Below are 20,642 nucleotides of genomic sequence, written 5' to 3' on the forward strand. Positions count from 1 at the left end.
GTCAGACCGCCTCCGAGCGGAAGCGCTCCAGCAGCACCCGGCGCAGGATCTTCCCGCTCGGCAGCCTCGGCACGTCCTCGAAGGCCCACGAGCGCGGGATCTTGAAGCCGGCGACCTGCTGGCGGACGTACGCGGTGAGCTCGGCCTCGAGCTCGGGACCGGGCACGATCCCGTCGGCGGGCGATACGACGGCGTGGACACGGTGGCCGAACTCCTCGTCCGGCACGCCGAGGACCGCGACGTCGGCGACCGAGGGGTGCAGGATCAGCGCCTCCTCGATCTCGCGGGGGTAGATGTTCACGCCGCCGGAGATGATCAGGTCGGTGCGCCGGTCGGCCAGGTAGAGGAAGCCGTCCTCGTCGACCCGGCCCAGGTCCCCGAGCGTCGACCAACCGCGCGCGTCGAACGCTGCCGCCGTCTTCTCCGGGTCACCGTGGTACTCGAACGGGGACGCGTCGCTGAACCAGAGCTGGCCGACCTCGCCCGTCGGCAGCTCGCGGCCGCTCTCGTCGCAGACGTGCACGACGCCCAGCACCGAGCGGCCCACCGAGCCGGGGTGGTCCAACCAGGTGGGACTGTCGATGCTGAAGAAGCAGTTGCCCTCGCTGCCGGCGTAGAACTCGACCAGGATCGGGCCGAGCCACTCGATCATCGCCCGCTTGACCTCGACCGGGCATGGCGCGGCCGCGTGGATGACCAGGCGCAGGGAGTCCAAGGCGTACGTGGAGCGTACGTCGTCGGGCAGCTTGAGCATCCGGACGAACATGGTCGGCACGAACTGCGCATGCGTGACCTTGTCGCGCTCGATCAGCCGGAGCACGATCTCAGGGTCGAAGCGGTCCATGATCACCGTCGTGCCGCCGGCGCGGATCGCGCCGAGGCTCCAGCCCAGCGGTGCAGCGTGGTAGAGCGGTCCCGGGCTGAGATAGATGGTCTCCGGCGAGAAGCCGAAGGCGGACTGCATCAGGTGGTCGAACGGCATGCCGGTGCCGAAGGGCGCATCCGGCATCATCGGCAGGATGCCCTTGGGACGCCCGGTGGTGCCCGAGCTGTAGAGCATGTAGCAGCCCTCGGACTGGTCCTCGACCGGCGTCGCGGGCAGCAACTCGACCCGCGGCTCCAGCGGCTCGTGGCCGGGCACCGCACCGCCGAGCGAGAACCGGTGCTCGACCTCGGGCAGCTCGGCGGCCAGGTCGGCCAGCGTCGCGCTCGCGACGACCAGCCGGGCGCCGCAGTTCTCGACGACGTAGGCAGCCTCCCCTGCGGTCAGGTGCCAGTTCACCGGCGTGTAGTAGAGGCCGGTGCGCTGTGCGGCCCACAGCACCGGGAACAGGTCGAGCCGGTTCTCGGAGAGGATCGCGATGTGGTCACCGCGGCTCAGCCCGAGCTCACGGAAGAGGTGGGCGATCCGGTTGGAGGCCGCTTCGAGCTCGGCGTACGCGATCACTGCACCGGCGGCGTCGATCACCGCCGCCTTGTCGGGCTGCTCGCCCGCCCACACGGATAGGTCCATCAGACACGCTCCGCCGAGAACTGCGCGACGACGTGGCGGCGTACCAGCTTGCCGGTCTCGGTGCGCGGCATCTCGCTCCAGAAGGCGATCTCGTCGGGGGTCTTGCTCGACCGCAGCCGCTCGCGGACGAATTCGCGCAGCTCCTCGGCGTCGGCCTCGGCCCCCACGCGCAGCACGACCACCGCGGTGATCCGGTGACCCCACTCCTCGTCGGGGATGCCGACCACGGCGGCGTCGGCAACTGCCGGGTGCCGGAAGAGGACGTCCTCGATCTCGGCCGGGGCGATGTTCTCCGCACCGCGGATGATGGTGTCGTCGCTGCGCCCGCCGATGAAGAGGTAGCCCTCCTCGTCGAGGTAGCCCTCGTCGCGGGTGTCGAACCAGCCGTCGTCGTCGACGAGACGGCCGATGCCGGCGTACTCGGCAGAGACCTGCTCGCCGCGTACGCAGATCCGGCCCGGCTGGCCGGGGAGCAGAACGTCGTCGTCGATGCCGCGAATCTGGATCTCGACGCCGGGGACGGGGCGACCGACCGAGGAGAGCCGAGCCCGGCCGTCGGGGGTGTCGGCGGCCTGTGCCTCGCGGTGGTCCTCGGGGGTGAGGACGGCGACGGTCGAGCTGGTCTCGGTCAGGCCGTAGGCGTTGACGAAGTCGATGTGCGGCCACAGCGCCAGCGCCCGGTTGATCACCGCGCCCGGCATCGGGGCACCGCCGTAGGCGAGCGTACGCAGCGTGGGCACCGACTTGTCGGCGGTGCAGTCCACGATCCGGCTGAGCATCGTCGGCACGACGAGCGCGTTGGTGATGCCCTGGTCGCGAACGAGGTCGAGCCACTCCTCAGGGGTGAACCGCTCGAGCACGATCGCCCGGCGACCGGCGTACAGGTTCGTGATCACGTTCGCCACCGCGGCGATGTGGTAAGGCGGAACGCTGACCAGCGCCGCCTCGTCATCCCCGGCCCCTGCGTACTCCACGGTGCTGAGGACGTATGAGGTGAGGTTGCCGTGCCGCAGCAGCACGCCCTTGGGCGCCGAGGTGGTGCCGGAGGTGTAGATGACCACCGCCGGGACGTCGTTGTCGACGAACCGCTCGTCCACCTCCCCACCGAAGGTGGTCCGGACGAGCCACTCCTCGACCCCGAGCGCGACGATGCCGCTACGCGCCAGGATCGGGAGCGCCGTGGTGTCGCCGATGCCGAGCGCGCCGGGGTGCTTCTCGAGCAGCCCTTCGAGCTGTTCGACGCCCAGCCGGAAGTTGAGCGGCACCAGCGGCACTCCGGCATACGCGGCCGCGAACATCGCGACGGGGAAGGCAGGTCCGTTGGCGGCCAGGTAGACGACGGCGTCGGCGCCGTGGGCCTCGATCTCCGCGGCGCCGCGCAGGGCCGCCTCACGAAGGCCGGTGGCCGTCAGGCCGTCCTCGCGGCGTCCGATCACGACGCGGTCGCCGAATCCGTCGGCGGCCATCTCCAGCAGCATGGTCAGGTTCATTGCCGGGTCTCCATCAGTTCGTACGTTGGGGTGGGGCGATCGCTCGCCTGACGGACCACGCCTGCGGCGACCAGGTCATCGATCTCGTGCTCGGCGAGGCCGGAGGCTGTCAGGACGGTCCGGCTGTCCTGGCCGGCGACGTGCGGATCGCCGGGAGGAAGGCCGGGCGTGCGCGAGAAGCGCGGCGCGACCCGAGGCCGGGAGCCGTCGGCGTCGGGCTCGAAGACGCCGCGGGCGCGCAGGTGCGGGTGCTCGGGCGCCTCGGCGAGACTGAGCACCGGCGCCACGCAGGCGTCGGTGTCGCCGAAGACCTCCGCCCACTCGTCGCGGGTGCGGCTCGCGAACGTCTCCTCGAGCGCGGCCCGCATCGCCGGCCACGCGTCGCGGTCGTGCTGGTCGAAGTCGAGACCGGTGCCCTTCATCAATGCGGCGAAGAAGTCCGGCTCGATCGCGCCGACCGCGACGAAACGGCCGTCGGCGCACCGGTAGGTGTCGTAGTAGGGCCGCCCGCCGTCGAGCAGGTTGGCCTCGCGCTCGTCGCGCCACTGCCCGAGCGCGTGCTGGCCGTAGATGACGGTCATCAGCGAGCTGACCCCGTCGACCATCGCCGCGTCGACGACCTGGCCACGCCCGCTGGTGGTGCGCTCGTGCAGCGCCGCCAGGATGCCGGTCACCAGGAACATCGCGCCGCCGCCGAAGTCGGCAACCAGGTTGGCCGCCTGCCGCGGCTTGTCGGCGCCACCGGTGACGTGGAGCGCACCGGTGAGTGCTGCGTAGGTGATGTCGTGGCCCGCGGTCCGGGCCAGCGGCCCGTCCTGTCCCCAGCCGGTCATCCGGCCGTAGACCAGGCTCGGATTGACGGCGAGACAGTCATCGGGGCCCAGGCCGAGCCGCTCGGTCGCGCCCGGCCGCAACCCCTCGACGAGGACATCGGCGTCGCGCACCATCCGCAGCACGAGGCCTCGGCCCGCCTCGGTCTTGAGGTCGACGGCAAGGTTCGCACGGCTGCGCTGCAGCGGTGTCGGCCGCTTGCCCACGCTCGAAGCCCGGTCGATCCGGATGACCTCGGCCCCCAGCTCGGCCAGGAGCAGGCAGGCGTACGGCGCCGGGCCGATGCCGGCGAGCTCGAGCACGCGCAGTCCGGCGAGCGGGCCGGCGGGGGTCGGCGAGCTCATCTCAGGCGCTCGGCTGACGGTCGGCGGCCGGGTAGCGCAGCACGCCCCGTACGTTGCGGCCTGCCCGCATGTCGTCGTAGCCGTCGTTGATGCCGGCCAGCGGGTAGGTGCGGGTGACCATCGCGTCCAGGTCGACGTCGCCCGCGCTGGTGAGCTCGAGCAGGCGCGGGATGTCGTAGCGCGGGTTGGCGGAGCCGTAGAGGGTGCCGACGATCTGCTTCTCCATCAGGGTGAGATCCATCAGGTTCGCGGAGATCGACCGCTCGGTCATCGGGTGGATGTTGGTGACGACGACTCGGCCACGCTTGGCCGTCATCGCCAGTGCCTGCCCGATCAGGTCGCCCTGCCCGACGCCCATCGCGCAGATGAACTTGTCGGCCCCACGGTGCCAGGTCGCCTCGGCGACGACCTCGCGGGCCTCCTCCCAGGAGGCCGCCACATGGGTCGCCCCCATCTTGACCGCCTGCTCGCGCTTGAACTCCGAGGGGTCGATCGCGGTGATCGTGCGGGCGCCGGCGAGCCGGGCGCCCTGGACGGCGGCGGCACCGATGCCGCCGACGCCGGCGACGACGACCGTGTCCCCGGGACGTACGTCCGCGGCGTAGACCGCCGAGCCCCAGCCGGTCACGAAACCACAGCCGAGCAGGCAGGCCCGGTCGAGCGCATGATGCGGCTCGATCTTGATGCAGCTGGCCTCGTGGACCACGGTGTGGTGGGAGAACGAGCCGACGCCACAGGCCAGCGCCAGGTCCTGGCCGCGTACGTGGTGGCGGGCGGTGTCATCGAAGATCTGGCGTCCGCTGTAGATCTTGGCGCCGAGGTCGCACAGGCTCTGGTGGCCGCTCGCGCACGAGGGGCAGCGGCCGCACGAGGGCATGAAGCCGAAGACGACGTGGTCACCGGGCTTGAGCCAGGAGACGTGCTCGCCGACCTCGAGGACGACACCGGCGCCCTCGTGCCCACCGATGCAGGGCAGGCTGAACGGCATGTCGCCGGTGACGATGTGCTCGTCCGAGTGGCACATGCCCGAGGCGTGCAGCTCGACCAGCACCTCCTCGGCCTTGGGCGGGTCGAGCTCGATGGTCTCGATGGACCAGGGAGCGTTGCGCTCCCACAGGACTGCGGCCTGGGTCTCCACGTGTCTGGTTCCTCTCAGCGGATGATGGTCTGGGGCTCGAGGAAGGCGCTGATCGCCTCCGGGCCGCCCTCCCGGCCGATGCCGGACTGCTTGAAGCCGCCGAACGGGCTGCCGAGGTCCATCGGCGACGCGGCGTTGACCGAGACGGAGCCGACCCTCAGCTGGGCGGCGACCTCATAGGCACGCTCGCGGTCGCCCGACCAGACCGCGCCCGCGAGCCCGTAGTCGGAGTCGTTCGCCACGGCGACGGCCTCCTCGACGGTGTCGTAGCCGATGACGACCGCGACCGGGCCGAAGATCTCCTGGCGGGCGACGGCCATGTCGTTGGTGACGTCGGCGAGCACGACCGGACGGAGATACCATCCCGGGCCGGGCTCGTCGCCGACCGCGGTCGCGACCCGGGCGCCCGCCTCGGCGGCCTCCCGTACGTGGCGCCGGACCCGGTCGCGCGCGTCCTCGGAGATCACCGGGCCGATCTGCGTGGCCGGGTCGGCGGGGTCGCCGAGCACGAGTGCGTCGGTGGCCTCGGCGAGCGCCGTGACCACCTCGTCGTAGCGCGAACGGGGCGCGAGGATGCGGGTCTGGGCGACGCAGATCTGCCCGGCGTTGCCCATCACGCCGTTCACGATGCCGGTGACGGTGCGGCGGTCGAGGTCGAGGTCGTCGAGCAGGATCGCGGCCGACTTGCCGCCGAGCTCGAGCGAGACCCGGCGTACGTCTGCCGCACAGGCCGCACCGATCCGCTTGCCCGCGGCGGTGGAGCCGGTGAAGCTGATCTTGTCGACGCCGGGGTTGGCCACCAGGGCCTCCCCCGTCGCGACGTCACCGGGGACGATGTTGACCACGCCGGGCGGGAGGCCGATCTCGTCGAAGAGCTCGGTGAGCTTGCAGACCGTCAGCGGCGCCTCCGGCGACGGCTTGAGCACGACGGTGCAGCCGGCGGCCAGGGCGGGGGCGAGCTTGAGCAGGGCGGTGAACAACGGAGCGTTCCACGGCACGATCGCGCCGACCACGCCGACGGGCAGCTGACGGACAACCACCTCGCCACCCAGCATCGAGCGGCGGGTCTCCTCGAAGGTGTGCTCGCCCGTGAGCTTCTCGTAGGTGCGCAGCACGCCGAGGGCGGTGCCGATCTGGCCCATGGTCGCCCACTTGCGCGGTGACCCCACCTCAGCGGAGACCAGGTTGCCGAAGTCGGCGGCGCGTTTCTCCAGCGCGTCCGCGAGCCGGCCGATCAGCGCACCGCGCTCGACCGGTGTGGTGCTCGCCCACTTCTCGTCGGCCAGCGCGGCCCGGGCGGCTCGCACGGCGGCGTCAACGTCGTCACGAGTGGCGACGCTGACATGACCGATCGTCTCGAGGCTCGCCGGCGACGTCACCGCGAGCGGGTCTCCTGCACTGGGGACCCAGGACCCGGCGATGTAGCTGCCCAGGTAGTCGTACATGCGATTCCTCTCCGAAAGACGGCATGTGACGCCGCCCACACTGCGTGATTCTGGCAGTAATGTCACTTCTGCGCAAGGCCTGTCAGAGATCCCTCCGAAGCCAGCCGAGCTGGTCGGGTGTGCTGCCGTGGAGCACCAGCTCGTCGGCACCAGCCGCGCGATAGCGCTCGAAGGTCGCCAGGCACTCGTCCCGCGACCCGAGGGCCGCGGCGTCCTCGACCCACGGGGCCGGGAGTGCCTGCGCGACCCCGGTCAGCTCAGCCCGCGTACGCACCGAGTCGGCGGCGCCCCTGATGCCCGCCAGGGTCGGGTGCGCGCGCAGCCGTTCCAGGTCGCGGACGTCCCAGCCGTTGACCCGCGCGAGCTGCTCTCCGAAGCCGGGGATCTGGTAGTAGGTGACCGCCCGGGCGCCGACGACCGCCGCCTCCTCCTCGGGCGGCAGGCCCGAGGCCGCCACCACGGTGGCGTAGACGCGCACCGCGTCGGGGTCACGCCCCGCCTGGTCGGCGGCCTCCCGCACCGTGGCGACCGAGCGACCGACCGCTTCCGGCGTCAGGAACGGATGCAGGAGTACGCCATCGAAGTGCCGGCCCGCCAAGGCGAGCCCCTTCGGGCCGATCGCGGCGAAGACCACTGGCGGAACCGGCTGGTCAGGGAGGTCGTTGAGGCGGAGCGAGGGAAAGGTTCCCGCCGGACCGTCGTACTTCACCTTCTCGCCACGGCACAGCCGCCGGAAGATGTCGAGCGAGTCCACGATCGAGGCGTTGGTCGCCTTCGGCAGTCCGACCGCCGACCACATCGCGTCGACCGAGCGTCCCACACCGAGGACGAGCCGACCGCCCGAGAGCGCCTGGGCCGTCATCGCCATCGAGGCGAGCATCGCCGGGTGCCGGGACTGCAGGTGGGTGACCCCGGCCGCGATGCGGATGCGGTCGGTGGCCTGACTGAATGCGCCGGCCAGCACGCCGAAGTCCTTGGTGCCCCAGCGCTCGCTGAGCCACAGCGTCTCCAACCCGAGGCGCTCGGCCGCCTGTGCCTGTTCGATGCCGAGGGTCGGGTCGGAGACGCGGCCCGGTAGGGCGTACGCACCCAGAGGCACCGTGGCCGGAGCGCTGCCGACGTCGCGTGCATGGGCCCTCGACGCCCTGTTCATTTGCTCTGTCATGACGCTATTCTGACAGTGATGGTCAATTATGACCACTGAGGTCGGTCCAGATCGAGACCGGCGCAGCGCCTGCGAGGAGGAGTCGAGATGGCCGGTCCGAGCGACCGAGAGACACGGGAGAGCGACCTTCACGAGCGCCTGCTCGCCTGGCTGCCCGAGCGCCTGGCGCCGGCTGGGCACGAGGACTTCATGCTCTCCTCCCTCACCGCGCCCGATGCCGGATACTCGGGCATGACGGCGTTCTTCACCGCGTCCTGGACCGCCGACGGGCACGAGGCCCGGCACGATCTGGTGCTGCGGATGCAGAGCCAGGTCCACCAGGTCTTCGTGGCGCCCGACGCGATCAGGCAGGCCGAGGTGATGCGCCGGCTCGGCCGCCATCCGGGTGTGACGACCCCCGAGGTGGTACTCACCGAGCCGGACCCGGCCGTACTGGGGGCGCCGTTCTACCTGATGCGCCGCGTCGACGGCCGGGTCCCTTCCGACGTACCCAGCTGGCACAAGCGTGGCTGGACGACCGAGCTCACCGAGGCCGAGCGGGCGCTGTTCTACGACAACGCCCTGAGGTCGCTGGTCGCGGTGCACGCCGTCAACGCGGCCGAGGACCTCTCATTCCTGCGGGGACCCGAGGCCCCCGCCGACAGGACGGCCCTCCAGCGCTACCTCGACGACCTGCTCGCCTGGCACGCCTGGTGCGCCGACGACCTCGCCGTCGGGGCCGACCTGATCCAACGCGCCCTCGACGTCCTGGTGACGACCTGCCCGACCACGAGCGCCGAGGGCGTCGTCTGGGGTGATGCCCGCGTCGGCAACATCTGCTTCGCCGAGGATCTCTCCGTCGCCGCGCTCTTCGACTGGGAGGGTGCCACCACCGGACCGCCGGACATCGACGTCGGCTGGTGGCTGATGTTCGAGCGCTACCTGTGCGAGTCCCTCGGCTTCGCCCGCCAGCCCGGCACGCCCGATGACGCCGAGATCCTGCGACGCTACAAGGAGCTCGGCGGGAAGTTCACCGGCGACATCGGCTACTACCGCCTCCTCGCCGCGGTGGTGATGAGTCTGATCACCAATCGGCTCGCCACCCTGCTCATCGCAGACGGCCTCGACGAGGCCACCGCGCGCAGCTACCCCGCAACCGCCCTGGCGCTCGTCGAGGACTACCTCACCGAGCGCACCAGCACCGAGCACACCACCACAAGGAGCACCACCTGATGACGACAGCCACCCCCGAGGCCTCGCCGGTCGGCGCAGTCGGAACCCCGTTCGAGGTGCATGTCGAGCGCGGCAAGATCCGCGAGTTCGCCGCCGCGATGCAGTCCGACAGCGCCGCCTACCAGGGACCGGACGCGATCGTGCCGCCCACGTTCCTCACCACCGCGACCACCTGGGCGCCGCCGGGAAGCCGGGTCGTGGTCGGGTTCGACCGTCGCCGCCTGCTCCACGGCGAGCAGGAGTACCTCTACCACGGACCGCTCCCCCGCGCCGGCGACACCCTGGTCGCCCAGGAGCGGGTCGCCGACCGCTACACCAAGCCCGGAAAGCGGGGTGGGGAGATGAGCTTCGCCGTGGTGGTCACCGAGTTCCGTACGCCGGCCGGCGACCTGGTCGCCGAGGCACGCGCCACCTTCATCCAGACCGCCCCCAAGGGAGACCCCTCGTGACCGAGCAGACCATCGCCCTCGTCCCCGGCACCACCGCGACACCGCGCGAGTTCGGGCCGCTGACCCGTCAGATGTTCGTCCGCTACTCCGGCGCTTCGGGCGACCTCAACCCGATGCACTACGACGACACCATGGCCCGCGCGGCCGGCAACCCGTCGGTCTTCTCCCAGGGCATGCATCAATCAGCCCTGCTCGCGACCTTCGCCACCGACTGGCTGGGCCCCGCGAACGTACGCCGCTTCCAGGTGCGCTTCCGGGAGCAGGTGTGGCCCGACGACGTGCTGACCTGCTCCGGCCGGATCGACCAGGTCAGCGAGCAGGAGGACGGGAGCCGGCTGGTCACCGTGTCGCTCAGCTGCACCCGTCAGACCGGTGCGGTGGCGATCAGCGGGTCCGCCGACTTCCTGGTTCCCGCGCCGCAGGCATCCTGACCGCCCGACGACTACGAACGGAGGCGGACACACGTCATGACACAGCCGAAGCACGGCGTGCCACCATACGGAAGCGCCCAGGCCCTACACTGGTCACCTATGTCAGATAACACGATCGTCCGCCGGTCCAGCTATGGCCCGTCCAGCCCCGAGGTGGGCCGACGCGGTGCTGACACACGCCGAAAGATCGTCGATGTCTCGTTGCGCCTCTTCGCGGAACAGGGGTTCTTCAACACCTCGGTCGACGCGATCGCCAAGGGTGCCGGTGTCTCGCGTGCGACGCTCTACCAGTACTTCCCGGGCAAGGACGAGATCTTCGTCGAGCTCCTCAACGAGTGCGGCGCCGCGTTGATCCGCGTCGCCCGCCGGATCGGCCAGCTCGGCCCGACCGAGATCGGTCTCGACAACCTGCACTGGTGGCTCGGCGAGTGGAGCTGGGTCTTCGAGAAGTACCGGACGATGTTCGTGCAGTGGGCGGTGGTGGCCTCCGTCGACACCGAGGTCGGTCCCGAAGTCATGGGCTTCATCACCAAGTACAACAAGCGACTCGCAGAGCGACTCGAGGACGCCGAGGTCGACGGCATCGATCCGGTGACCGCCGCAACTGTCGTGAGCGCTCTGGTCCACCGACTCAATCTCTACATCCACACCGATCGGGTCTATGACGCCGATCCCGATCTCCTGATCTCGAACCTATCGCTGTTCCTCCAGCTGCTGGTCTTCCCACAGTCGTCTGACACGGTCCTCGGGAGTCTGGCCCATCGCATCGTCGGGTCGGAGCCCATCGAGTCCCCTCCCGCGCCCAAGACCGCTGGGATCTCCGTCGAGGAGCGCACCGAAGCACTGAGCAAGCGCGCAGCGGCGACCGTACGCAGCCTTGTCGACGCAGGTGCGGCGCAGTTCACGAGCAAGGGGTACTTCCGCACGAGCGTGGACGACATCGTCGCCGACGCCGGATTCGCCCGCGGCACGTTCTACAAGTACTTCAGCGAGAAGCAGGACCTGTTGCTCGCCGTGACCGTCGAATCCGCCGGCCGAGCGCTCGAGCTGGCGGACCGCATGCGCGGCCTCGACCTCGGCGCAGACGATGACACCGAGCTTCGCACGTGGTTGAGCGACTTCATGGCCTACCTGGGCAAGTACAGCGGCTCCATCGACGTCTGGACCGAGCAGACCACCGACGACGAGCTGATCGCGGCTATCGGCGCACACGCCCAGGCTTCGATGGATCTTGCCCTCGAAGCCGCGCTGACCTCGGCACAGCGGACCTATCCGTTCGATCCGGTGGCCGGCGCGCTGATCCTGCGCGCACTGATCACCCGGCTGCCTGAGGCACTCCGGGAGATGGCGCCCGACGCCACCGACGACCAGATCATCGAACTGCTGGTCGCGTGCATCAGACGCGGCTTCTTCAGCCACACGATCTGACACCCCGATTCGCCACACCGCCGCGGAAAGGCCCCGTCTTCCGTTGGAGTTCTCGCTACCTCTTGATTCGATCTGACGTTTGTGTCATCTTTGCGAGGTCGGTGGTTTCCTGACCGACGCACGCTCTCGAGAGGAAGTTGGACAATGGACATCAGTCAGGCATCGGCCATCGTCACTGGAGGCGCAGGTGGCCTGGGAGAGGCCACGGTGCGCAAGCTCGCCAGCCTCGGGACGGCGGTCGTGATCGCCGATCTCAACGATGAGGCCGGCAAGTCGCTCGCCGCCGAGGTCGGCGGCAACGTGACGTACGTCCGCACCGACGTGCTCGACGAGGCGAGCGTCAACGAGGCCCTGGCCGCGGCGGCCGATCTCGCCCCCTTGCGCGTCGTCGTCAATGCCCACGGCGGCGGAGCCGGCGCCTCACGCGTCGTCGGACGCGACGGCTCGCCCGCGCCGATGGACCAGTTCCAGTGGTACATCAACCTGTTCCTCAACGGCACCTTCAACGTGCTGCGCCTGGGCGCGGCCGCGATGGCCAAGAACGAGCCCGACGAGGGCGGCTGCCGCGGGGTCGTGGTGAACACCGCCAGCATCGCCGCCTTCGAGGGGCAGATCGGCCAGACCGCCTACTCCGCCGCCAAGGGCGGCGTCGTCGGCCTCACCGTCCCCGCGGCACGCGACCTGTCCAAGCTCGGCATCCGGGTGATGGCGATCGCGCCGGGCACGTTCTTCACGCCCGCCTTCAAGATGGAGCGCGACGAGGCCGAGAAGTTCTGGGGCTCCGCCGTGCCGTTCCCGAATCGGATGGGCAGCCCGTCGGAGTACGCCGCCCTGGTCGCGCACATCGCCGAGAACGACTACCTCAACGGCGAAGTCATCCGCATCGACGGAGCGCTGCGCTTCCAGCCCAAGTAGGCAGGAGCACAAACCCGTACGACAACGAGCGGGCGCCCGGCCGACCGGCCGGGCGCCCGCTCTTTCGACGCCGCTCAGATGATCGCAGCGGCTCGGAGCGCCTCGACCTCGGCCGGCGTACGACCCAGGGCGGCCAAGATGGCCTCGCTGTGCTCCCCGACCGCAGGCACCGGGTCCATCCGCGGCTCGATCCCGGCCAGGGACGCGGGCGGCACCAGCGCCTCGGCGGGTCCCCCCGGAGTGGCCACCTCACGCCAGCGCTTCCGCTCGGCGAGCACGGGGTGCGCCCAGAGCTCGGCCATGGTGTTCATCCGAGCGTTGGCGATGCCGGCGGCTTCCAGCCGGGCGGCGAGCTCGGCGCTGGTGAACCCGGTGACCCCTTCGGCGATGATCGGCTCCAGCTCGTCGCGGTGCGCGACCCGGTCGGGGTTGCGAGCGAAGCGCGGGTCGGCGACCAGGTCGGGCCGTTCGAGCACCTCCTCGCACAGTCGTACCCACTCGCGGTGGTTCTGCACGGCGAGCAGGACGGCCTCACCGTCACCGGCGACGAACGGACCGTACGGCGCGATGGTGGCGTGCCGGGCGCCGGTCCGCAGCGGACTCGTACCGCCGTAGCGGGTGTAGTAGGCCGGTGAGCCCATCCACTCGGCAAGCGCCTCGAACAGCGAGACCGAGACCGGGCGGACCCGGCCGGTGGTCGCCCGGGTGAAGAGCGCGGCCAGGATTCCGGAGTAGGCGAACGAGCCGGCGGCGATGTCGGCCACCGAGATCCCCGCCTTGGCGACCTCGTCCTCCGAGCCGGTGACCGACAGCAGCCCGGCCTCGGCCTGCACGAGGAGGTCGTACGCCTTCCGGTCCTGCCACGGGCCGTCGGCGCCGTAGCCGGAGATGTCGCACACGATCAGACGCGGGTGGGACTCGGCGAGCGCGGCCGCGCCGAGGCCCATCCGGGCGCTGGCGCCGGGACCGAGGTTCTGCACCAGGACGTCGGCCTCGGTCAGCAGCTCCCACAGGATCTGCATCCCCTGGGGAGTCTTCAGGTCGAGCGTGAGCGACTCCTTGGAGCGGTTCAACCAGACGAAGTAGCTGGACTCACCGTGCACCGTGTCGTCGTAGCCGCGCGCGAAGTCGCCGGTGCCGGGCCGCTCGATCTTGATCACCCGGGCGCCCAGGTCGGCGAGCTGCCGACTGGCGTACGGCGCCGCCACCGCCTGCTCCAGGCTGACCACGGTGATGCCGTCGAGGGGAAGGTCCGACACGGTGCTCACCGCGCCAGCGGATCGCGCGGCAGGCCGAGCAGCCGCTCCGCGATCGTGTTGCGCATGATCTCCGACGTGCCGCCGGCGATGGTCAAACAGCGCGCGAACAGGTAAGGGTCGCTCACCTCCGGCCGGCGCCCGGTGACCGCCGCGGTGCCGGCGAGCACCATGCCGAGGTTGGTGATCCGCTGGGAGTGCTCGGCCTTGAGCAGCTTGGTGATGTTGGCCTCCGGCCCCGGACGGCCACCGGCCAGAGCCCGGCTCGCGAGGCGCATGTTGAGCAGCTTCAGCGTGTACGCCTCCAGCAGCACCGCACCGACCTCGTGCTCGGCGTACGCCGGCAGGCCGGGACCCTCGTCGAGCAGCTCGAGCAGCTGGGTGGGCCCGAAGGAGATCGATCCGCTGCCGCCGCCGATGGAGACGCGCTCGTTGCCCAGGGTGGCGCGGGCCACCTTCCAGCCCTGCCCCTCCCCGCCGACGACGTCGGCGTCGGGCACGAAGACGTCGTCGAAGAAGACCTCGTTGAAGAGCGCGTCGCCGGTCAGCTCGCGCAGCGGTCGGATCTCCACACCGGGGTGGCCCATGTCGATCGCCATCATCGTGACGCCGGCATGCTTGCCGGCGCTGGAGTCGGTACGCACCGTGGCCAGGCCCCACTGGCACGATGCCGCGGTGCTGGTCCAGACCTTCTGCCCGGTGACCAGCCAACCACCCTCGACCCGCTTGCCGACGGTGCGCACCGCGGCCGCGTCCGAGCCGGCGTCGGGCTCGCTGAAGAGCTGGCACCAGTCCGAGCGTCCCCGAAGCACGTCGTCGATCCAGCGCGACTGCTGGTCCTCGGTGCCCTCCTGGGAGATGGTCAGGCTGATCCAGCCCGAGATTCCGGTGTCGGGGAGCTCGACGCCGGTGAACTCCTCCTCGATGACGAGCTGCTCGACCACGCCAGCGCCGCGTCCCCACGGCGCGCGCCAGTGCGGCACCAGGTAACCGCTGTCGACGAGGAAGTCACGACGCTCGGACTCCGGCAGGCTCTGTAGCCGGGCGACCGCCTCCCGGGCCTCGGCGCGGTAGGTCTCGGACTCCTCGGGAAGCTCGAACGAGGCGCCATGGGCGGTGCCCCCGCGGTAGCCCTCGACGACGTCGCGCAGCGGGTCGCGGCCGTCGCGCAGCAGCGCGGCGACGGTCTCGGCGCGACGCAGGTAGAGGTGGGAGTCGTGCTCCCAGGTGAACCCGATGCCGCCGTGAAGCTGGATGTTCAGCCGCGCGGTCTGCACCTGGGCACGGGCGGCGTGCGCCGCGGCGACCGCGGCTGCGAACCAGGCGTCGTCCAGGTCGGTGGAGCGGGCCGCGTCCCAGGCCGCTGCGACGGCCTGCTCGGCGTCGACCAGCATGTTGGCGAGGTGGTGCTTGACCGCCTGGAAGGTGCCGATCGGGCGGCCGAACTGCTCGCGCACCTTGGCATAGGCGGTGGCCTCCTCGACACAGGCGTTGATGCTGCCGACGGCCTCGGCGGAGGCGAGGATCCGGAATGCGGTCACCGCACGGCGGGCTGCGCCGATCAGAACCCGTTCGCGCGGCACCGCGACCGACCCGGCGGTCACCGTGCCGATGCCGCGCGTGCTGTCCAAGGCGTCGTCGGGACTGACCTCCAGGCCCGGCGCGGACACGTCGAGCACGACGACGTCGTCACCGACGACGAGCGCCACCAGGTCCGCAGTGGGTGCGCCGAGTACGGCGCGACTCTCGCCCGTCAGGGTGCCGTCGGCGCTCAGGCTGAGCCCGGTGACGAGACCGACGGCCCCGACCTGGCTACCGTCGGCGAGGCCGGGCAGGAGGTCGGTGCGTACGTCCTCCTCGGCCGAGGCCGCGATGATCGCCGAGCACACGACGGTCGGCAGGAACGGACCGGGTGCCAGCTCGTGACCGAAGCACTCCAGGACGACGGCCAGCTCGGCCAGGCCATAGCCGGACCCGCCATGGGCCTCGTCGAGATGCAGGCCGAGCCACCCCAGGTCCGCGACCGCCTTCCAAGACTCGGGCAGAGCTGCCGGCGACTCGAGCGTGGCCCGCGCGGCGGCGCGTGCCTCGGAGCGCTGCAGGTAGGAGCTCGCCACCTCGGCGAGCGCTTCGTGATCCTCAGTGATCGCCAAAGCCATGGCACTCACCTTTCATCGATGGGGCGACGGGAGGCCGCCGCAGTGGTTGGGGTCGGGCAACGGTTCAGGTGGTCGACGGGCGGCGGGCGAGGACGCGGCGCGCCTGGCGGGCGACGGCCTCGTCGATCATGCGGCCCTCGGCGTCGAGTGCGACCCCGGAACCGGCGTCCTCGAGTCGGCGCAGGATGTCGGCCGCCTCGCGGGCCTGCTCGGCGCTGGGGCTGAAGACCTGCTCGACGAGCGGAATCTGGTCGGGGTGGATACAGGCTCGGCCGAAGAACCCGAGGCGGCGCAGGGCGCGCGTCGAGGCGGTGAACCCGGCGAGGTCCCGGAAGTTGGCCGATACCGGCGCCACCGGGCTGGTGATCCCGGCAGCGCTGCAGGCGACGACGACCTGGCTGCGTGCGAAGAGCAGTTCGGTCTCGTCCGGACCGGGCTCGAGGCCGAGATCCGCGGCGAGGTCGATCTCGCCCAGATGCAGGGTCGTCACACGCGGCCCGTGAGCGATGTCGACGGCGTTGGCCAGCCCGAGCCCGGACTCGATCAGCGGCGCGACGGCGGTGCGGCCGCGGGCCAGGCCACGCTCGGCCTCCGCGGCCGTCAGCAGCTCGTCGAGCCGGTCCAGCTCCTCGCGGGAGCAGGTCTTGGCCGGGATCACGCCGCTGAGGCCGGCACCGACAACGGCCTCGAGGTCGGCTTCGAGACGCTCGTCGGCGTTGAGGCGTACCCAGGCCAGCGGCGCGGCCGGTCCCGACGGTCGCGGGCGTGAGAGATGCTCTGCGACGTACTGTCGGGCGGCGGCCTTGTCACGCGGCGCCACCGCGTCCTCGAGATCGAAGATCACCGCACCGGAGCCCACCGCCTGCTCGGCCTTGTGGAACCGCTCGGGCTTGCTCCCCGGCACGTAGAGATGGCTGGTCGCACTCACGGCTCCCCCTCGAGGTCGGTTGGCACAGGCTCGGCTCCTCAGCTAGGCGCTACGGTTGTGACGCCGATAACAGCGTATATGACCATCGCTGTCAGATTCTACTCCTAAGCTGGGGTGGATCTTCGCGCGATTCCACCACTGCAGACATAGACAGAGCGTCAGACATGCGATTACAGTCGAGCCAGTTCAATGCCACACGCGTAAGCAATAGCAGCCATGGAGGACGTCCGATGCTGAAGACCGGTGCACGCCTGCGAAGCCAGGTCTGCGATACCCAGATGATCGTCGTACGGGCCGACGCCACCGACGGCACGCTCACCTGCGGGGGATCTCCGGTGATCGAGCTCACCTCGACACCCGATCCCGGCCTGACGCTGGCGGCCGACGCCGCCGACGGCACCGCGATCGGCAAGAGGTACGTCGACGGGGCCGGCACGATCGAGGTGCTGGTGACCAAGCCCGGCACGGGCTCGCTCGCCCTCGACGGCGAGGCCCTGACGATCAAGAGCGCCAAGCCGCTCCCCTCCAGCGACTGATCCGGAGGGACTCGACGATGACGACGACCACACCCGAGACCACGTCGCCCGCGGCCCTGACCGAGGTGCGCGACGGCATCATGATCATCACTCTCAACCGGCCGGAGGCACGCAACGCCGTCAACGAGGAGATGTGCCTCGTGGTCGGTGACGCCCTGACGCAGGCCGAGCACGACCCGGCCGTCCGGGTCGTTGTGCTCACCGGAGCGGGCGACAAGGCGTTCTGCGCCGGGGCCGACCTCAAGGCGCTCAGCCGCGGCGAGCGGATCATCCCCGAGGGCCGCGAGGCCTGGGGTCTGGCCGGCTATGTCGGCCACGCGATCAGCAAGCCGACGATCGCAGCCGTCAACGGTCCCGCCCTCGGCGGCGGCACCGAGCTGGTGCTGGCCAGCGACCTCACCGTCTCGGCCGAGACCGCCTCCTTCGGCCTGCCGGAGGTCAAGCGCGGCCTGATCGCCGGCGCCGGCGGCGCCTTCCGGCTCATCGAGAAGCTGCCGCAGGCCGTCGCGATGGAGCTGCTGCTGACCGGCGACCCGATCAGCGCCCAGCAGGCCCTCGATCTCCATCTGATCAACCGGGTCGTCCCCGCCGACCAGGTCCTCGCCGCCGCGCTGGAGCTGGCCACGACCATCGCCGGCAACGCTCCGCTGGCAGTGCAGGCGCATAAGCAGATCGCCCTGCGGCAGACGCCTGAGGGCGAGCGGCCCGGCGAACAGGCGGGCTGGGAGGCCACCAGCCGGCTGCTGCCGATGATCGCCTTCTCCGAGGACGCCAAAGAGGGCCCACGCGCCTTCGCCGAGAAGCGCCCGCCGGTGTGGCAGGGCCGCTGAGATCCCCCACTGCGGGGTGAGCCTGACCGGATGGTCGGCTCACCCCGCGTATCTTTCCCGTCAGAGCCCGCCGCGTGCCACAAGCTGGCTGGCGATCACGTTGCGCTGGATCTCGTTGGTGCCCTCCCCCACGATCATGAGCGGCGCGTCGCGGAAGTAGCGCTCGACGTCGTACTCGGTCGAGTAGCCGTAGCCGCCGTGGATCCTGACCGCGGTGAGGGCGATCTCCATCGCCACCTCCGAGGCGAACAGCTTCGCCATTCCGGCCTCCATGTCGCAGCGCTCCCCCGCGTCCGCGCGCTCCGCGGCGTATCGGGTGAGCTGGCGGGCGGCGGTCAGCTTGGTCGCCATGTCGGCGAGGTAGTTGCCGATCGACTGGTGCTGGTGGATCGGCTTGCCGAAAGTCTGGCGCTGCTGGGCGTAGGCCAAGGAGTCCTCGAGGGCCGCCGCAGCGACGCCGAGTGCACGGGAGGCGACCTGGATACGACCGGTCTCCAGGCCCTTCATCATCTGGCCGAAGCCCTTGCCCTCGGTCCCGCCGAGCACGGCGGTGGCCGGGATCCGGTAGCCGTCGAAGGAGAGCTCGCACGACTCCACGCCCTTGTAGCCGAGCTTGGGGAGATCGCGCGAGACGACCAACCCGGGCCCGTGCTCGACCAGGACGATCGAGATGCCCCGGTGACGCGGTGTCGCCTGCGGGTCGGTCTTGCACAGCAGCGCGATCAGCCCGGAACGGCGCGCGTTGCTGATCCAGGTCTTGGCGCCGCTGATCACCAGGTCGTCACCGTCACGACGGGCGGTCGTCGTCATCGCCTGGAGGTCGGAACCCCCGCCCGGCTCGGTCAGCGCCATCGTGGCGCGCAGTTCGCCGGTCGCCATCGGCGGGAGGTAGCGCCGCTTCTGCTCCTCGGTGCCGAACAGGCCGATCAGCTTGGCGACGACCGTGTGCCCGCCCATCGCGCCGGCCAGGCTCATCCAGCCCCGGGCGAGCTCCTCGGTGACCTGGACGTAGCACGGCGTCGACACCGGACCGCCGCCGTACTCCTCGCCGATCGACAGCCCGAAGATCCCGATCTGCTTCATCTGATCGATCCACTTCTCTGGATACTCGTTGGCATGCTCGACCTCGCGAACCGTCGGCTTCACCTCGCGGTTGACGAAGTCGCGCACTGTCTGCACCAGATAGGACTCTTCCGGACTGAGATTGCTCATGGCTTGATCGTGAATGATCTGACACTTGTGGTCAAGGCTTTCTCGCGTCACGATAGGCAACTCCAAGAGAGATGTGACATTCACGTCACCACAACCCGGGGCCTGACGACGACGCGGGCCACGCGAAAGGCACCTGATGTCGAGATCCGTGGGCGGACCCTACTTCGACGAGCTCGCCGTGGGCATGAGCTTCGAGACCGCGCCGGCGGTGACACTGACCGACGGACTCGCCACCAGCCACCGGGCGATCCTCGGCGACCGGCTGCGCCTCCCCCTGGACCACGAGCTCTCCCGTGCGGTCACCGGATCCACCAGCCCGGTCGCCAGCCCGAGCCTGGTCTGGGACGTCGCGATCGGGCAGTCGACACTGGCCACGCACCACGTCAAGGCGAACCTTTTCTACCGCGGTCTGCGGTTCCACCGCTTCCCCCACCTCGGCGACACCCTGGCGACCCGGACCGAGGTGGTCGGCCTGCGCGAGAACACGCCGAAGCCCGACCGGGCGCCGACCGGGCTCGCAGCGCTGCGCATGACCACGACCGATCAGCGCGGCGCGACGGTGCTCGACTTCCACCGCTGCGCCATGCTGCCCCTGAGCCCCGCCCCCGCCGCGGGCAGGCGCATCCATGACCAAGACCTCGCCGATATCGGGGTCGCCGACGGGACCGATGCATGGCTCGCCCCCGACGGCTGGGACCTGGGGGAGTTCCGCGCACGCGTCCCCAGCCCCCGCACCACCGGCGAGCTCGTCGGAGAGTCGTTCATGACATCGGGCGACGTCGTCTCCTCGGCACCCGAGCTGGCCCGGCTGACCCTGAACATCGCCGCCGTCCACCACGACGAGCGGGTCGGCGGGTCACGGCTTGTGTACGGCGGGCACACCATCGGACTCGCCCTCGCGCAGCTCACCCGGGCGCTGCCAAACCTGGTCACAGTGCTCGGCTGGAAGTCCTGCGACCACACCGGCCCGGTCCACGAGGGCGACACCGTGACCAGCCGGATCGAGGTGCTCTCCTCGACGGCACTCACGCAGGGCACAGCCGTTGGACTGCGCTCGGTCGTCACGGCACACGCGCCCGGCGGCGATGCCCGCGAGGTGCTCGACTGGCGCTACACGGCCCTCGTCGCCTGACCACGCAGGAGCACGCCCGCTCGCGCTTACCTGACAGGCGCGTCTACCTCACGTCCATCGCCTCCACGAGCTACGCACCTCGGTCGCGGCAGGAGCGCACGGGCGTCGACCTGCCAGAAATGGAAAAGTTCGGGGCCGTGGCCCAGCACCTCTTGCGATGTGACATACGTCATGCCAAGATCACTCCAGACCTTGATCTGACATGTATGTTCAGTTTCATCCGTGGGT

General features: G+C 70.4%; 18 protein-coding genes. 8 read left to right on the forward strand and 10 right to left on the reverse strand.

From position 1 onward, the window contains the following. Position 1: 1 nt before the first annotated feature. From BJ988_RS14610 to BJ988_RS14635, 6 genes are all read right to left on the reverse strand, one after another. Positions 2-1,513, reverse strand: coding sequence for an AMP-binding protein (locus tag BJ988_RS14610; RefSeq protein ID WP_179658629.1), 1,512 nt, complete (start codon positions 1,511-1,513; stop codon positions 2-4). Next, on the reverse strand, positions 1,513-3,003 hold the full coding sequence (locus tag BJ988_RS14615) for a class I adenylate-forming enzyme family protein (protein WP_179658630.1): 1,491 nt from the start codon (positions 3,001-3,003) through the stop codon (positions 1,513-1,515). Before BJ988_RS14615 ends, BJ988_RS14610 begins: the two co-directional genes overlap by 1 nt. Further along, positions 3,000-4,178 carry a CaiB/BaiF CoA transferase family protein gene (locus BJ988_RS14620; RefSeq protein WP_179658631.1) on the reverse strand — a complete coding sequence of 393 codons (1,179 nt, stop codon included), beginning with the start codon at positions 4,176-4,178 and terminating at the stop codon, positions 3,000-3,002. Before BJ988_RS14620 ends, BJ988_RS14615 begins: the two co-directional genes overlap by 4 nt. A gap of 1 nt (position 4,179) precedes the next feature. After that, entirely contained in the window at positions 4,180-5,316 is a 1,137-nt protein-coding gene (locus tag BJ988_RS14625) for an NDMA-dependent alcohol dehydrogenase (RefSeq protein ID WP_179658632.1), read from the reverse strand. Between the two features lie 14 nt (positions 5,317-5,330). Continuing rightward, positions 5,331-6,761 carry an aldehyde dehydrogenase family protein gene (locus BJ988_RS14630; protein ID WP_179658633.1) on the reverse strand — a complete coding sequence of 477 codons (1,431 nt, stop codon included), beginning with the start codon at positions 6,759-6,761 and terminating at the stop codon, positions 5,331-5,333. 82 nt (positions 6,762-6,843) lie between these two features. Then, complete coding sequence (locus tag BJ988_RS14635) at positions 6,844-7,926, reverse strand: TIGR03857 family LLM class F420-dependent oxidoreductase (protein ID WP_246321488.1); 1,083 nt, start codon at positions 7,924-7,926, stop codon at positions 6,844-6,846. 87 nt (positions 7,927-8,013) lie between these two features. On the opposite strand from BJ988_RS14635, the gene BJ988_RS14640 reads away from it, so the two are divergent. The 5 genes from BJ988_RS14640 (at position 8,014) to BJ988_RS14660 (ending at position 12,361) form a co-directional block, all read left to right on the forward strand. After that, a complete protein-coding gene (locus tag BJ988_RS14640; RefSeq protein WP_179658634.1) occupies positions 8,014-9,138 on the forward strand; it encodes a phosphotransferase family protein in 1,125 nt (374 codons plus the stop codon). Continuing rightward, positions 9,138-9,587: an FAS1-like dehydratase domain-containing protein gene (locus BJ988_RS14645; RefSeq protein WP_179658635.1), complete on the forward strand. Its 450-nt coding sequence runs from the start codon at positions 9,138-9,140 to the stop codon at positions 9,585-9,587. Before BJ988_RS14640 ends, BJ988_RS14645 begins: the two co-directional genes overlap by 1 nt. Further along, complete coding sequence (locus BJ988_RS14650; RefSeq protein WP_179658636.1) at positions 9,584-10,018, forward strand: MaoC/PaaZ C-terminal domain-containing protein; 435 nt, start codon at positions 9,584-9,586, stop codon at positions 10,016-10,018. The genes BJ988_RS14645 and BJ988_RS14650 overlap by 4 nt, the downstream gene beginning before the upstream one ends. Positions 10,019-10,117: 99 nt before the next feature. Then, on the forward strand, positions 10,118-11,446 hold the full coding sequence (locus tag BJ988_RS14655) for a TetR/AcrR family transcriptional regulator (RefSeq protein WP_179658637.1): 1,329 nt from the start codon (positions 10,118-10,120) through the stop codon (positions 11,444-11,446). A gap of 144 nt (positions 11,447-11,590) precedes the next feature. Continuing rightward, entirely contained in the window at positions 11,591-12,361 is a 771-nt protein-coding gene (locus BJ988_RS14660; RefSeq protein WP_179658638.1) for an SDR family NAD(P)-dependent oxidoreductase, read from the forward strand. Positions 12,362-12,435: 74 nt separating this feature from the next. Here BJ988_RS14660 and BJ988_RS14665 read toward each other — a convergent pair whose 3' ends face one another. From BJ988_RS14665 to BJ988_RS14675, 3 genes are all read right to left on the reverse strand, one after another. Further along, the gene (locus tag BJ988_RS14665; protein WP_343051615.1) at positions 12,436-13,629 is read right to left on the reverse strand and encodes a CaiB/BaiF CoA transferase family protein; all 1,194 of its coding nucleotides are present in this window, start codon (positions 13,627-13,629) and stop codon (positions 12,436-12,438) included. Beyond that, a complete protein-coding gene (locus BJ988_RS14670; RefSeq protein WP_179658639.1) occupies positions 13,626-15,776 on the reverse strand; it encodes an acyl-CoA dehydrogenase family protein in 2,151 nt (716 codons plus the stop codon). Before BJ988_RS14670 ends, BJ988_RS14665 begins: the two co-directional genes overlap by 4 nt. A gap of 64 nt (positions 15,777-15,840) precedes the next feature. Beyond that, complete coding sequence (locus BJ988_RS14675) at positions 15,841-16,704, reverse strand: aldolase/citrate lyase family protein (protein ID WP_179658640.1); 864 nt, start codon at positions 16,702-16,704, stop codon at positions 15,841-15,843. 230 nt (positions 16,705-16,934) lie between these two features. Here BJ988_RS14675 and BJ988_RS14680 point away from each other — a divergent pair, with 230 nt between their 5' ends. After that, positions 16,935-17,240, forward strand: a complete 306-nt coding sequence (locus tag BJ988_RS14680) for a hypothetical protein (protein ID WP_179658641.1) — start codon at positions 16,935-16,937, stop codon at positions 17,238-17,240. 17 nt (positions 17,241-17,257) lie between these two features. Continuing rightward, complete coding sequence (locus BJ988_RS14685) at positions 17,258-18,070, forward strand: crotonase/enoyl-CoA hydratase family protein (RefSeq protein WP_179658642.1); 813 nt, start codon at positions 17,258-17,260, stop codon at positions 18,068-18,070. A gap of 60 nt (positions 18,071-18,130) precedes the next feature. Here BJ988_RS14685 and BJ988_RS14690 read toward each other — a convergent pair whose 3' ends face one another. Continuing rightward, entirely contained in the window at positions 18,131-19,282 is a 1,152-nt protein-coding gene (locus BJ988_RS14690) for an acyl-CoA dehydrogenase family protein (protein WP_179658643.1), read from the reverse strand. Between the two features lie 136 nt (positions 19,283-19,418). Between BJ988_RS14690 and BJ988_RS14695 the strand changes: the two genes are divergently transcribed. Further along, entirely contained in the window at positions 19,419-20,414 is a 996-nt protein-coding gene (locus BJ988_RS14695; RefSeq protein WP_179658644.1) for a MaoC family dehydratase, read from the forward strand. The last annotated feature ends 228 nt before the right edge of the window (positions 20,415-20,642 follow it).

It is taken from the genome of Nocardioides panzhihuensis, from assembly GCF_013408335.1.
GTDB lineage: Bacteria > Actinomycetota > Actinomycetes > Propionibacteriales > Nocardioidaceae > Nocardioides > Nocardioides panzhihuensis.

What these genes read in the sequence shown, in the direction of transcription:
- BJ988_RS14610 (WP_179658629.1), bottom strand. Translation starts at nt 1,513, where the DNA reads ATGGACCTATCCGTGTGGGCGGGCGAGCAGCCCGACAAGGCGGCGGTG.
- BJ988_RS14615 (WP_179658630.1), bottom strand. Translation starts at nt 3,003, where the DNA reads ATGAACCTGACCATGCTGCTGGAGATGGCCGCCGACGGATTCGGCGAC.
- BJ988_RS14620 (WP_179658631.1), bottom strand. Translation starts at nt 4,178, where the DNA reads ATGAGCTCGCCGACCCCCGCCGGCCCGCTCGCCGGACTGCGCGTGCTC.
- BJ988_RS14630 (WP_179658633.1), bottom strand. Translation starts at nt 6,761, where the DNA reads ATGTACGACTACCTGGGCAGCTACATCGCCGGGTCCTGGGTCCCCAGT.
- BJ988_RS14635 (WP_246321488.1), bottom strand. Translation starts at nt 7,926, where the DNA reads ATGACAGAGCAAATGAACAGGGCGTCGAGGGCCCATGCACGCGACGTC.
- BJ988_RS14640 (WP_179658634.1), top strand. Translation starts at nt 8,014, where the DNA reads ATGGCCGGTCCGAGCGACCGAGAGACACGGGAGAGCGACCTTCACGAG.
- BJ988_RS14645 (WP_179658635.1), top strand. Translation starts at nt 9,138, where the DNA reads ATGACGACAGCCACCCCCGAGGCCTCGCCGGTCGGCGCAGTCGGAACC.
- BJ988_RS14655 (WP_179658637.1), top strand. Translation starts at nt 10,118, where the DNA reads ATGTCAGATAACACGATCGTCCGCCGGTCCAGCTATGGCCCGTCCAGC.
- BJ988_RS14660 (WP_179658638.1), top strand. Translation starts at nt 11,591, where the DNA reads ATGGACATCAGTCAGGCATCGGCCATCGTCACTGGAGGCGCAGGTGGC.
- BJ988_RS14670 (WP_179658639.1), bottom strand. Translation starts at nt 15,776, where the DNA reads ATGGCTTTGGCGATCACTGAGGATCACGAAGCGCTCGCCGAGGTGGCG.
- BJ988_RS14680 (WP_179658641.1), top strand. Translation starts at nt 16,935, where the DNA reads ATGCTGAAGACCGGTGCACGCCTGCGAAGCCAGGTCTGCGATACCCAG.
- BJ988_RS14685 (WP_179658642.1), top strand. Translation starts at nt 17,258, where the DNA reads ATGACGACGACCACACCCGAGACCACGTCGCCCGCGGCCCTGACCGAG.
- BJ988_RS14690 (WP_179658643.1), bottom strand. Translation starts at nt 19,282, where the DNA reads ATGAGCAATCTCAGTCCGGAAGAGTCCTATCTGGTGCAGACAGTGCGC.
- BJ988_RS14695 (WP_179658644.1), top strand. Translation starts at nt 19,419, where the DNA reads ATGTCGAGATCCGTGGGCGGACCCTACTTCGACGAGCTCGCCGTGGGC.